The following is a 12,784-nucleotide window of genomic DNA, read 5'->3' as shown; positions in this document are numbered from 1 at the left end:
CTTAGTAATTTTGAAATAAATTTAATTATTTTAGCTATTGGTCAGCTTTTGATGCAATGACCAATTCATGAACACAAAAACCATTGTTAATGGAAAATCAATATGCAAACTATGATCTAGACAATTTGGATATCCAAATCTTGTCTATTCTAATGAACGATGCCTCCATTCCTTATACGGAGATAGCAAAAAAGCTAATCGTATCTGGAGGTACAATACACGTTAGAATGAAGAAGATGGAAGAATTAGGTATTATTAGAGGTTCAAATCTAATTATCAATCCTCAAAAAGTAGGTTTTGATATCACTGCTTTCTTAGGTATCTATTTAGAAAAGGGGTCACAATATGCAGATGCAGTAGATAAATTGAAAGAAATCAAAGAAGTGGTCGAATTACATTATTGTACTGGCCAATACAGTATTTTTGCAAAAATAATCTGTAGAGATACGGTCCACCTCAGAAAAGTTCTGAATGAAGATATTCAATCTGTACCTGGAATTCAACGCACAGAAACAATTATCTCCCTTGAAGAAAGCATAAAGCGTCAAATCAGCTTGGTCTAGTATAAAAAAAGCTTCCATATATTGGAAGCTTTTTTTATACTATCTTTTCTAGCATTGCTATATATAAATCTATTCCCTCACGAATTTCATCAATATAAATAAATTCATCAGCCATATGAGATCTCGCACTATCACCTGGCCCAAGTTTTAAAGAAGGTACAGGAATAAGCGCCTGGTCACTCATGGTAGGAGAACCATATATCTTACGTCCAAGAGCAATGCCCGCTTGAACAATGGGATGTGTTTCGGGAATAGAAGAAGACTTCAACCGGGTAGACCTAGCAGTTACTTCTGAAGCCACATGAGCTTTTATAATCGCTAAAGTTTCTTCATTAGAATAGGCATCCGTGGTTCTTACATCAACAACGAAACTGCAGTTAGCAGGCACAACATTATGCTGTGAGCCAGCCTGAATAACGGTGACAGACATTTTGACCGGCCCTAATGTAGCTGATGTTTTTTCAAAAGTATAGTCCTTAAACCACTGAATATCCTTTATTGCTTTGTATATGGCGTTGTCACCTTCACTACGGGCAGCATGGCCTGCCTTTCCGCTGGCATTGCAGTCCAATACCATCAATCCTTTCTCGGCGATGGCCAGATCCAGGAGTGTCGGTTCGCCAACGATCGCAAAATCAATGGGACCAAGTTCTCCCAACACAGATTCAATCCCATTTCTACCCGAAATTTCCTCCTCAGCACTGGCCACAAGACAAAAATTATAGGATAGGTCCTGCCGTTCATAAAAATATAAAAACGTTGCAATCAGCGCGACCAAACAACCACCGGCATCATTACTTCCTAAACCATAAAGTTTTCCATCCTCCTCGTTCGCTGCCAAAGGGTCACGGGTATATCCGCTATTGGCTTTTACGGTATCATGATGTGAATTGAGTAGAATGGTAGCTTTATCGGAAGTATAATGGGCATTATATACCCAAATATTATTTCCTTTCCTATAGGTCTTTATATGGTGATCCTCGAAGAACTTTTCAATTATAGCAGCACTAAACGTTTCCTCTTTGCTCAAAGATGATACCCCAATCAGCTGTTTCAATAGGCCTATACTATCCTGAAATAATTCCTCTTTATCCTTCATGATACAATCCACCTGCTTTGTCAGCAGACAATTTTATTCCCTTTATAAAAGCAGAACTAAAACCGTTATGCTCCATTTCATTCAGCCCTGCTATTGTACATCCTTTAGGTGAGGTTACTTTGTCGATCTCTCCTTCAGGATGTGCATTGGTATGCAATAGTAGATCTGCTGCCCCTTTAGCGGTCTGAACAGCCATTTTTAGGGCATCATGTGCATGGAAACCTATTTCTACCCCACCCTGTGATGCAGCCCGAATAGCCCGTAGGAAAAACGCAATTCCACAGGCACACAATGCTGTTGCAGAAGTCATCAGATCCTCGTTGATCACCACAACAGATCCGACAGTCTCAAACATCTTCTCTACCTGGTGCAAGCTTTCATCTGATGCATTGTCACTGGCGATACAGGTCATTGACTGCGCAATAGCTATAGCCGTATTTGGCATGGCACGGATCACTGTTGCATCGCTTCCCAGCTCAGCTCTTAGGTCAGCACAAGAAACTCCTGATACAATAGATACAAAAATCTGTCTATCCCTATCGATCTCGGAAGCTACCTCAACCAATACTTTTTTAAGTTGCTGTGGTAGTATAGCAAACACAACAATATCAGCATCTTTGACGGCCTGTTTGTTGTCATTACTTACTTTAAATCCCTGGCTTGCTTCTTCGGCCAAAGCGTTTACATTCCTTCTTGTCAAGGTAATATCGGAAGCACTTGCAAACTGACTTTTTACAAGTCCTTTTGCCAAAGAGAGACCGATATTGCCACTTCCGATAATGGTGACCTTTTTCATAGGGTTAGGTTTAGATTAGATGATTATTTTAATGTCAAACAGGTACCAAATTGGCCTTGCTGAAATAGATGTAAATTATTCGCATGACCAATATATACTTCTTGAACACCTTTATTTATTGCGTTAAACGCATTCTGTAATTTTGGAATCATGCCATCATTGACTGTTCCTGATTGTTTTAGATACTCGAACTCTTCCGCCTTAATTGTTGGTATAACTGAATTTTCATCTGTCACATCCCGTAGCACACCATTTTTCTCAAAACAATATACCAATGAAGTCTCATATAGTGATGCCAAAGAAACGGCCAATGAAGACGCAATTGTATCAGCATTGGTATTGAGCAGTTGCCCTAATCCATTGTGAGTGATGGCCGAAAATACAGGGATAAATCCTGCCTCCAAAAATTTCTTGATTGCCAATGTATTCACTGAATCATGCAACAGGTCACCTACAAAACCATAATCAATGTCCTTGACAGGGCGTTTTATAGCCTTTATCACATCACCATCAGCACCGGTCAAACCAACAGCATCACATTTTAATTTTTGCAATTTAGCAACGATAGTTTTATTGGTCAGCCCAGCATATACCATGGTGACAATACGTAACATATCTTCATTTGTTACTCTCCGTCCTTCGACCATTTGTGCCTGTATCCCCAATTCACTTGCCAAACGAGTAGCAATTTTACCACCGCCATGCACTAAGATTTTTTTCCCAGATAATGCGGAAAATTTCTCTAAAAAAGAGTCCAATTGACCCTCATCATCGATAATGTTTCCGCCAATTTTTATAATATTTAATACACTATTAGCCATTACGCAACTTTTCCCAGTAAAAATAGTTTTTCAATAATCAAAAGTTTGGTTTTATACCAAATCCTCTAACATTCGCTTTAAAACAGCTTGAGCAGCCCATACACGATTGCTTGCCTCTTTAATAACCAAAGAATTTGGTCCGTCCAAAATTTCAGAAGACAACTCTAGATCTCTTCTTACCGGCAAACAATGCATCACTTTAGCGTTATTTGTCAAAGACAGCTTTGCATTATCCATCATCCAATTCTCATCGACAGTATAGACTTCACCATACTCCTGATAGGATGACCAATTTTTCACATATACAAAGTCCGCACCTGCAAGACTTTCATCCAAATTGTTGGATATAGTTGCCCCTTTGGTAAAATCCTCACTCAGTTCATAGCCCATGGGCTGTGCAATGGTAAAATCTACCAGACCTTCCTCCTGAGCTTTACACATCCATTCTGCAAAAGAATTTGGGACAGCCTGAGGCAATGCTTTTACGTGAGGTGCCCAAGCCAATACAACCTTTGGTTTGGCCGTTTTCTTGTGCTCAGTGATCGTAATGATATCTGTCAAACTTTGTAAAGGGTGACGTGTAGCACTCTCTAAAGAAACAACTGGTACCCCGCAATATTGCATAAACTTGTTGAACAGATCCTCACTGTAATCTTCTTCACGATCCTTTAACTTTGGAAAAGACCGTAATCCCAGAATATCACAGTACTCACCCATTACTGCTGCAGCCTCACGAATATGCTCTACTGTATTGCCGTTCATCACAACACCATCTTGCGTTTCCAATGCCCAGCCGTCCTTGTCCATATTCATGACCATGACATTCATACCCAAATTCATCGCCGCTTTTTGTGTGCTCAATCGTGTACGTAAGCTCGGATTTAAAAATACAAGGCCTAAGGTCTTATGTTGACCAAGTTCCTGATTATCATAGGGTGCAGTTTTCAAATGTAACGCTTCTTGGACGATGTCTGCTACACTGGATACGTCTTTAACAGAGAAAAATTTTTTCATCTATATAAATTATTATAAGAGTGTATTTTCAACGGCATCAATGAGCCAGTTTCACTCGGTTCGTTCTTGAATCATGATTTAACCAACAGTTTATTCTTCGCTCAAAACATGAAAGAGAAATGCAGCTGGTTTCATATTATTTTTATGCGACTGTAACAGTCTTTACATGTTCATTTAATGCCAACAAAAATTGATCAGCATGTTCCTTCGTAATATTTAATGCAGGAAGCAATCGAATGACAGATGGTTTAGCTTCACCTGTAAAGATACGATTCTTTATCAATAGCTCCTTCTTTACATGCGCCAAAGATCCAGGAAGTTCGATACCAATCATCAATCCTCTACCACGTACCTCAATTATCTCTTCGATTTTATTCAATTCATCAATAAGGTATTGTCCCACCAGAGCAGCATTTTCCATCAGTTTATCCTGTTGGATGATTTCTAAAACTGCCAAAGCCGCTGCACAAGCCAAATGATTGCCGCCAAAGGTCGTTCCCAAACTACCATAAGAGGCCTTAAACTTAGGCGATATACTTATTGCCCCAATAGGAAAGCCATTGCCCATGCCTTTAGCCATCGTATAAATATCAGCCTCCACACCGGAATAATCCTGTGCATAGAATAAACCGCTCCTGCCATAACCACATTGTACCTCATCAGCAATAAATACCGCATTATATTGATCACAAAGCGAGCGGATCAATTGAAGAAAAGAAACTGATGCCTCTCTGATCCCCCCTACTCCCTGAATACTTTCAATAATAACGGAAGAAATCTCAGCGCCATCAGTTGAAAAAGCTTCCTTCAGAGCATCTTCATCATTGAAAGGCAGAAAAACAACATTTTCTGTCTCATTGACAGGTGCCACGATACTGGGATTATCAGTCGCAGCTACCGCTAATGAAGTCCGCCCATGAAAAGCCTTGGAGAACGCGATTATTTTTTTTCTTTTATTGTGGAAAGAAGCCAATTTCAAGGCATTTTCATTTGCTTCAGCACCGGAGTTGCACAGGAATAAAGCATAATCAATCTTACCAGATACTTCACCAAGCAGTTGCGCGAGTTCTCGCTGAATTGGGATTTCAACAGAATTAGAATAGAAGCCAATACGGTTCAATTGTTCTGTTACACGTTGTACATAATGTGGGTGCGTGTGTCCGATCGATATCACGGCATGGCCACCATACAAGTCCAAATAAGCATTTCCTTCGGCATCCCACACCGTTGATCCATTAGCTTTCACTATGTTAATGGGATTAATGGGATAAACATCAAATGGTTTCATCTTAATGAATTATAGATTGATAAACGAAATAGCTAGTAATAGAAAAAACTATCAGATTTTAGCAATACAAATATATCAGTTATAACCGTAGGAATGATCATAAAATAAAAAAAGTCCCCTTAAAAAGAGGACTTTTTTTATCTAATGGCGGGAATGATTATTCTCCGTCAACTTTTTCTTCACCTTCTACCTCAGCTTTTACTTCAGCAGGAGCTTCGGTTTCAGCAGGTGCGGCAGCAGCAGCTTTTTTAGATCCACCACGACGGCGAGTAGCTTTTTTCTCAGCAGCGGCAGCTTTTTTACCATAAATCTCATTGTAATCAACAAGCTCGATAAAAGCCATTTCTGCGTTATCACCCAAACGGTTTTCCATCTTGATGATACGAGTGTAACCACCTGGACGGTTAGCTACTTTTTCAGATACTTCGCGGAACAAGATAGAAACTGCATCTTTATCTTTCAAATAAGCGAATACCGTACGACGTGAGTGAGTTGTGTCGTTTTTAGATTTAGTAATCAAAGGCTCAACATAAGTACGCAACGCTTTAGCTTTAGCCAAAGTAGTTGTAATACGTTTGTGTTTGATCAATGACGTTGCCATGTTAGCCAACATTGCTTTTCTATGGCTATCCGTGCGGCCTAAGTGATTTACTTTTTTTCCGTGTCTCATTTTGATTTTATTATACTAATCGTACCGTTTTTGTATAAGCGATAAGTGAAAACTCTTATCACAGCCAAAAGGAATTACGACTAGTGGTCGCTTAATAAATTATTATTCTTCGTCTAATTTGTATTTAGCCAAGTTCATTCCGAATGATAAACCTTTCGATTTAACCAATTCTTGGATTTCACTTAACGATTTTTTTCCGAAGTTTCTGAATTTCAACATATCGGCCACGTCATAAGTTACTAACTCAGCCAATGTGCGAATATCAGCAGCTTTCAAACAGTTCAAAGCACGAACTGAAAGATCAAGATCTACTAATTCCGTTTTCAGGATCTTACGCATGTGTAAGATTTCTTCATCAACCACTTTAGTTTCTTCTTTCGTTTGAGACTCAAGAAGCATATTCTCATCAGAGAACAGGATAAAGTGCTGAATTAAGATCTTAGCAGCTTCTTTCAAAGCTTCTTCGGGATGAATTGAGCCATCAGTAGAGATATCCAACAACAATTTCTCATAGTCAGTTTTTTGCTCTACGCGGTAATTCTCAATGGTATATTTAACATTCTTAATCGGAGTAAAGATCGAATCGATTGCGATAACACCTACTGGTGCATCAGCAACTTTGTTCTCATCAGCATTTACGTATCCACGACCTTTAGCAATACTCAATTCCAATTCAATTGTCACTGAGTTATCCATATTACAGATTACTAAGTCTGGGTTTAAGACAGTAAAGTTATTAGAGAATTTTGTGATATCACCAGCTAAGAATTGTTCTTGACCATTGATTACTACAAATACCTTTTCGCTGTCGCCAATCTCCCCTGTTTTTTTGAAACGGATTTGTTTCAAGTTCAGGATAATTTCAGTTACGTCTTCAACAACACCTTTGATCGTTGAAAATTCGTGCGAAACGCCAGAAAACCTTATCGACGTAATTGCATATCCTTCTAACGAGGACAATAGAATACGGCGCAAAGCATTACCAATGGTTACACCAAAACCAGGCTCCAATGGACGAAATTCAAACGTACCATCAAAATCCGTAGATTTTTGCATGATAACTTTATCCGGTCTTTGAAATGCTAAAATTGCCATTTATTTTCTTTTAATGTTTTATTTGTAATAATAATTGTAATACAATAGAAGATGCATACCCCAAGATTGGACTATGCATTCTTCTATTTTATTTATTATTTAGAGTATAACTCAACGATTAAGTTCTCTTTAATGTTTTCAGGAATATCAGCTCTTTCTGGATAGCTTAAGAAAGTACCTGTTAATTCTTTCGCATTCCACTCTAACCAAGAAAATTTGTTTACAGCACGACCTGCAACTGAATTTGTGATGGCTTCAAGTGTTTGAGAACGTTCACGAACTGCTATAACGTCACCCGGACGCAAGCTATATGATGGAATGTTAACAACTTCGCCGTTAACAGTAACGTGTTTGTGGGATACTAACTGACGAGCAGCAGCACGGGAAGTAGCAATACCTAAACGGTAAACTACGTTATCCAAGCGAGCTTCCAATAATTTCAAGAAGATCTCACCTGTAATACCTTGTTTAGAGGCAGCTTTAACAAATAAGTTTGAGAACTGACGCTCCAATACACCATAAGTATATTTCGCTTTTTGTTTTTCTAACAACTGAATAGCATATTCAGATTGTTTACCTCTGCGTTTAGAAGCTCCGTGTTGTCCAGGAGGGTAATTTTTCTTTTCTAACGCTTTATCTGGGCCGAAAATCGGCTCTCTAAATTTACGGGCAATTTTGGACTTAGGTCCTGTATATCTAGCCATTTCTTTTTACAATTAAAGTATCTATCAGCCTATAGCCAATGAATCTTATCTTTAAATTTAATTAAACTCTTCTGCGTTTTGGAGGACGACAACCATTGTGAGGAAGTGGAGTGATATCTTTGATCGTAGTCACATCGATTCCTACAGTTTGTAATGTTCTGATTGCAGATTCACGACCAGCACCAGGTCCTTTAACAAACACCTCAACTTTACGTAAACCCAAATCATGAGCAACTTTTCCACAGTCTTGTGCAGCCTGACCAGCAGCATATGGAGTGTTCTTTTTAGAACCACGGAAACCCATTTTACCAGCACTAGACCAAGAAATAGTTTGTCCTTGATTGTTAGTCAAAGTTACAATGATATTGTTAAACGTTGCGTTAATGTGAGCCTGACCTACAGGTTCAATAACAACGATACGCTTTTTTGCAGCTTTTTTAGTTTTAGCCATTTCTTATTTATTATTTAGTAGCTTTTTTCTTGTTTGCAACTGTCTTACGTTTACCTTTACGAGTACGTGAGTTGTTTTTTGTACGTTGACCACGAACTGGTAAGTGTTTACGGTGACGCAATCCACGGTAACAACCGATATCCATTAAACGTTTGATGTTTAACTGAATTTCAGAACGCAATGCACCTTCAACTTTCAATTCGTCGTTAATGATGGTACGAATTGCTGCCAATTGATCATCATTCCATTCTTGTACTTTCACATCTTCGCTGATACCAGCTTTTTCCAAGATATATTGAGCACTTGTACGACCGATACCAAAAATATAGGTAAGGCCGATCACACCTCTTTTGTTTTTAGGTAAATCAATACCTGCTATCCTTGCCATATAATATTAAGCTATTATTTTTAATGAATTAACCCTGACGTTGTTTAAACTTAGGGTTCTTTTTGTTGATTACAAAAACTTTACCTTTACGACGGATGATCTTACAGTCCGCGCTACGTTTTTTTATTGATGCTCTTACTTTCATGATATTTATTTTTTCAAAAGCTTGCGCTAATTCAAAGGCTTACTCCTATTTATAGCGATAAGTAATCCTTCCTTTAGTCAAATCATACGGAGACATTTCCAATTTAACTTTATCACCAGGTAAAATTTTGATATAGTGCATGCGCATTTTACCAGAAATATGGGCAATGATTTCATGTCCATTTTCCAACTCTACCCTAAACATAGCATTAGAAAGTGCCTCTCTAATTATACCGTCTTGTTCTATTGAGGCTTGTTTAGCCATATATTCTCGATTAAATTTAATTTAAAAGCCTGCGAACAGGAGTGCAAAGATAAATAAAAATAATTGAAAACCAACTACTTTTTATTCAAAACTTTCTCTACATGTTCGAATGTCAGCAACACATCTGGTTCTCCTTTTCGGATGGCCACCATTTGTTCAAAGTGCGCCGATAATTTTCCATCCACTGTACTTACCGTCCAACCATCATCCCAAAAACGGACACCAGCACGTCCCGCATTGATCATCGGCTCGATACAGATGACCAAACCTTCTTCCAATTTTGGCCCCGCACCACGTTTTCCATAATTTGGAACTTCTGGTTTTTCATGTAGATGATAACCAACACCGTGCCCGACTAACTCGCGTACAATTCCGAAACCGAATTTGTTTACGTACTCTTGAACTGCAGAAGAGATATCTCCAACACGTTTACCGGCCACAGCCTGTTCAACACCTTTGTACAATGACTCTTTTGTCACATCTAACAACAACTGAGCCTCCTCAGAAATCTCCCCAACACCGAAAGTATAGGCCGAGTCACTGATAAAACCGTTCAAATTGACACCACCATCGACTGAAACAAGATCACCATCTTTAATTTCATAATCGCCTGGAAAACCGTGTACAATCTGATCGTTGACAGATATACATAAAGAATATGGAAATCCCTGATAATTTAAGAACGCAGGCGTGCCGCCATTATCATGGATATACTCATAAGCTAATTTATCAAGAGATATTGTCTTTACTCCAGGTTTAATCACTTTTGCGATCTCACCAAGCAATCGCGAAAGTACATCTGCTGACTTCCGCAATTGCTCTATATCTTCTGCTGACTTATAAAATACTTTAGACATCTAAAGAAATTAAATTGCCGAATGATCCATACCCTCAACAGACGCAGCCGAACGGCCTTTAATACGTCCAGTCTTCATTAATCCGTCATAATGGCGCATCAATAAATGAGATTCGATCTGTTGCAAAGTATCCAACACCACACCTACTAAAATCAATAGGGACGTACCTCCATAGAAGTGCGCGAATTGATTATTAATACCAAACAAACTTGCAATAGCAGGTAAAATAGCAATGATCGCTAAGAAAATTGCACCTGGAAATGTAATATTTGATATTACGCGGTCTATAAAATTACTAGTCTCCAATCCTGGTTTAATACCTGGAACAAATCCACCATTTTTCTTCATGTCATCTGACATTTGCTGTGGGTTAACCATAATTGCCGTATAGAAAAACGTAAACGCGATAATCAACACCGCGAAAGTCACGTTGTAGGCAACAGAGGTATAGTTACTCAGAGAAGTCAAAAATTCTGACTGAAGATTTGGGAAGAACTGCCCTAAACTCATTGGCACAAACATAATTGCCTGTGCGAAAATGATCGGCATTACACCAGCAGCATTTACCTTCAACGGTATATACTGACGCACTCCACCGACTTGCTTGTTACCGACGATTTTCTTCGCGTATTGTACAGGGATCTTACGAACCCCCTGTACGATCAAGATCGTAAAGATCACAACGAAGAACAAAGCCACAAATTCAAGTAACAATGGAATTGGACCACCACCACCTTTCGCCATTCTAGAAACCCATTCCGCAGTGATACCACTTGGCAATTGAGCGATAATACCAGCCATGATGATCAAAGAAATACCATTACCGATACCCTTATCGGTAATTTTTTCCCCTAACCACATCACAAATAAAGTACCGCCTGTCAAAACTACAGCAGTAAGAATGGTAAACAGTGGGTCAGCGATTGTCTTAGCACTTGGCTCGATCTGCGTACGTACATAAGCAAAAGCTTGAAGCAAAGTAATCCCTAATGTTAAATAGCGAGTAATCTGATTCATTTTTTGACGACCACTTTCCCCTTCTTTCTGCATCTTTTGGAAGTAAGGAACCGCGATGCCCAGCAATTGAACAACAATGGATGCCGAGATATATGGCATTACCCCTAGAGCAAAGATAGCTGACCGAGAGAATGATCCTCCTGCAAACATATCTAGTAAGCCCAATAAACCCTCTTTTTGACCGGAAGCCAAAGCGTGAGGATTTACACCTGGTAATACCACGTGACATCCAATACGGTAAATCAAAAGAAAAAGTAAGGTATTCAGAATACGCGTACGTAAATCATCGATTTTCCAAATATTGGTTAAGGTTGTGATTAGTTTCTTCATTTATTAAATTTTAACGATAGAACCGCCTGCAGCTTCAATAGCTTTTTGAGCAGAAGCAGTAAACGCGTGCGCAGTTACTTCAACTTTAGCTTTCAATTCACCGCGACCCAAGATTTTTACTTTGTCATTTTTAGACACCAATCCATGAGCTTTCAATGCTTCGAAATCTACAGCTGTCAAATTGTGTTTCTCGATCAACGCTTGCAAAGTATCCAAGTTTACACCATTGTACTCAACACGGTTGATGTTTTTGAAACCAAATTTAGGTACACGACGTTGCAAAGGCATCTGACCACCTTCGAAACCGATTTTCGTAGAGTGACCTGAACGAGAACCAGCACCTTTGTGACCACGTGTAGAAGTACCACCACGACCAGAACCAGTACCACGACCGATACGTTTGCTACTTTTTACTGCACCTTTTGCAGGTTTTAAATTACTTAAGTTCATTTTTAAACTAAATTGTGCTAGCCCTTCGCTCTCACTAAACAGGTACTAGCGATTAAAAAATAATTATTATAAATACAAGTAATGGAAAGAGCCTTAAAGACCCCTTCCATATGCTAATATTAAATAGTTTCGATAGCTACTAAATGGTTTACTTTACGTACCATTCCAATGATTGCTGGAGTAGCTTCAACTTCTACTGAGTGGTTGATTCTTTTCAAACCCAATGCCTCAATAGTTTTCTTTTGGCGCTCGCTTCTGTCGATAACGCTCTTTATCTGGGTGATTTTGATTTTTGCCATGATAATTAACCGTTAAATACTTTGTTTAAATCGACACCGCGGTGTTGTGCCACTGTATATGCGTCACGCATGTTTGCTAAAGCTGTTACAGTTGCTTTTACCACGTTGTGTGGGTTAGAAGAACCTAATGATTTAGCCAATACGTCTTTGATACCAGCAGACTCCAATACAGCACGCATTGCACCACCTGCTAAGACTCCTGTACCGGCGATAGCTGGTTTGATCAATACTGAACCACCAGAATATTTACCATATTGCTCATGAGGAACAGTACCTTTGATTACAGGAACTTTCACTAAATTTTTCTTTGCGTCGTCAATACCTTTAGTAATTGCTTCAGTTACCTCTTTAGCTTTACCTAAACCGTAACCTACAATACCGTTTTCATCACCTACTACAACAATTGCAGAGAAGCTGAAAGTACGACCACCTTTTGTAACTTTTGCTACACGTTGGATACTTACTAAACGATCTTTTAATTCAATTTCGCTAGATTTTACTCTTTTTATATTGCTTAATGCCATTTCTTTCTA

General features: G+C 38.9%; 18 protein-coding genes. 1 reads left to right on the top strand and 17 read right to left on the bottom strand.

Going from position 1 to position 12,784, the window contains the following annotated elements:
- Positions 1-89 precede the first annotated feature (89 nt).
- On the top strand, positions 90-563 hold the full coding sequence (locus tag HX021_RS14865) for an Lrp/AsnC ligand binding domain-containing protein (RefSeq protein ID WP_046674894.1): 474 nt from the start codon (positions 90-92) through the stop codon (positions 561-563).
- A gap of 34 nt (positions 564-597) precedes the next feature.
- Here the strand turns inward: HX021_RS14865 and HX021_RS14860 are convergent, their stop codons facing one another.
- From HX021_RS14860 to rpsE, 17 genes are all read right to left on the bottom strand, one after another.
- Positions 598-1,662, bottom strand: a complete 1,065-nt coding sequence (locus tag HX021_RS14860) for a M20 family metallo-hydrolase (RefSeq protein WP_286591221.1) — start codon at positions 1,660-1,662, stop codon at positions 598-600.
- Positions 1,652-2,458 carry a pyrroline-5-carboxylate reductase gene (gene proC / locus HX021_RS14855; RefSeq protein ID WP_286591220.1) on the bottom strand — a complete coding sequence of 269 codons (807 nt, stop codon included), beginning with the start codon at positions 2,456-2,458 and terminating at the stop codon, positions 1,652-1,654. The genes HX021_RS14860 and proC overlap by 11 nt, the downstream gene beginning before the upstream one ends.
- Positions 2,459-2,481: 23 nt before the next feature.
- Positions 2,482-3,279, bottom strand: coding sequence for an acetylglutamate kinase (gene argB / locus HX021_RS14850; protein ID WP_286591219.1), 798 nt, complete (start codon positions 3,277-3,279; stop codon positions 2,482-2,484).
- Between the two features lie 51 nt (positions 3,280-3,330).
- A complete protein-coding gene (locus HX021_RS14845; protein WP_286591218.1) occupies positions 3,331-4,293 on the bottom strand; it encodes a Rossmann-fold NAD(P)-binding domain-containing protein in 963 nt (320 codons plus the stop codon).
- A 142-nt stretch (positions 4,294-4,435) separates the two neighbouring features.
- Positions 4,436-5,581 carry an aspartate aminotransferase family protein gene (locus HX021_RS14840; RefSeq protein ID WP_286591217.1) on the bottom strand — a complete coding sequence of 382 codons (1,146 nt, stop codon included), beginning with the start codon at positions 5,579-5,581 and terminating at the stop codon, positions 4,436-4,438.
- 157 nt (positions 5,582-5,738) lie between these two features.
- Positions 5,739-6,251 carry a 50S ribosomal protein L17 gene (rplQ, locus tag HX021_RS14835; protein WP_286591216.1) on the bottom strand — a complete coding sequence of 171 codons (513 nt, stop codon included), beginning with the start codon at positions 6,249-6,251 and terminating at the stop codon, positions 5,739-5,741.
- 102 nt (positions 6,252-6,353) lie between these two features.
- Positions 6,354-7,346, bottom strand: a complete 993-nt coding sequence (locus HX021_RS14830; protein ID WP_028071557.1) for a DNA-directed RNA polymerase subunit alpha — start codon at positions 7,344-7,346, stop codon at positions 6,354-6,356.
- A gap of 95 nt (positions 7,347-7,441) precedes the next feature.
- Positions 7,442-8,050, bottom strand: coding sequence for a 30S ribosomal protein S4 (gene rpsD, locus HX021_RS14825; RefSeq protein ID WP_286591215.1), 609 nt, complete (start codon positions 8,048-8,050; stop codon positions 7,442-7,444).
- A 61-nt stretch (positions 8,051-8,111) separates the two neighbouring features.
- Positions 8,112-8,501, bottom strand: a complete 390-nt coding sequence (gene rpsK, locus HX021_RS14820) for a 30S ribosomal protein S11 (RefSeq protein WP_046674885.1) — start codon at positions 8,499-8,501, stop codon at positions 8,112-8,114.
- 10 nt (positions 8,502-8,511) lie between these two features.
- Positions 8,512-8,889 carry a 30S ribosomal protein S13 gene (gene rpsM / locus HX021_RS14815; protein WP_286591213.1) on the bottom strand — a complete coding sequence of 126 codons (378 nt, stop codon included), beginning with the start codon at positions 8,887-8,889 and terminating at the stop codon, positions 8,512-8,514.
- 28 nt (positions 8,890-8,917) lie between these two features.
- Positions 8,918-9,034, bottom strand: coding sequence for a type B 50S ribosomal protein L36 (ykgO, locus tag HX021_RS14810; RefSeq protein WP_013665024.1), 117 nt, complete (start codon positions 9,032-9,034; stop codon positions 8,918-8,920).
- Positions 9,035-9,079: 45 nt separating this feature from the next.
- Positions 9,080-9,298, bottom strand: coding sequence for a translation initiation factor IF-1 (infA, locus tag HX021_RS14805; RefSeq protein WP_002997456.1), 219 nt, complete (start codon positions 9,296-9,298; stop codon positions 9,080-9,082).
- Between the two features lie 74 nt (positions 9,299-9,372).
- The gene (map, locus tag HX021_RS14800) at positions 9,373-10,155 is read right to left on the bottom strand and encodes a type I methionyl aminopeptidase (protein WP_286591205.1); all 783 of its coding nucleotides are present in this window, start codon (positions 10,153-10,155) and stop codon (positions 9,373-9,375) included.
- A 9-nt stretch (positions 10,156-10,164) separates the two neighbouring features.
- Positions 10,165-11,502, bottom strand: coding sequence for a preprotein translocase subunit SecY (gene secY / locus HX021_RS14795; RefSeq protein ID WP_286591204.1), 1,338 nt, complete (start codon positions 11,500-11,502; stop codon positions 10,165-10,167).
- 3 nt (positions 11,503-11,505) lie between these two features.
- Positions 11,506-11,952, bottom strand: coding sequence for a 50S ribosomal protein L15 (gene rplO / locus HX021_RS14790; RefSeq protein ID WP_286591202.1), 447 nt, complete (start codon positions 11,950-11,952; stop codon positions 11,506-11,508).
- A 119-nt stretch (positions 11,953-12,071) separates the two neighbouring features.
- Entirely contained in the window at positions 12,072-12,251 is a 180-nt protein-coding gene (gene rpmD, locus HX021_RS14785) for a 50S ribosomal protein L30 (RefSeq protein ID WP_045753985.1), read from the bottom strand.
- Positions 12,252-12,256: 5 nt separating this feature from the next.
- The gene (gene rpsE / locus HX021_RS14780; protein ID WP_028071565.1) at positions 12,257-12,775 is read right to left on the bottom strand and encodes a 30S ribosomal protein S5; all 519 of its coding nucleotides are present in this window, start codon (positions 12,773-12,775) and stop codon (positions 12,257-12,259) included.
- Positions 12,776-12,784: the final 9 nt, after the last annotated feature.

The sequence above is a fragment of the Sphingobacterium sp. N143 genome (assembly GCF_030325625.1).
GTDB lineage: Bacteria > Bacteroidota > Bacteroidia > Sphingobacteriales > Sphingobacteriaceae > Sphingobacterium.
This window is presented reverse-complemented; position numbering and strand designations above follow the sequence as displayed.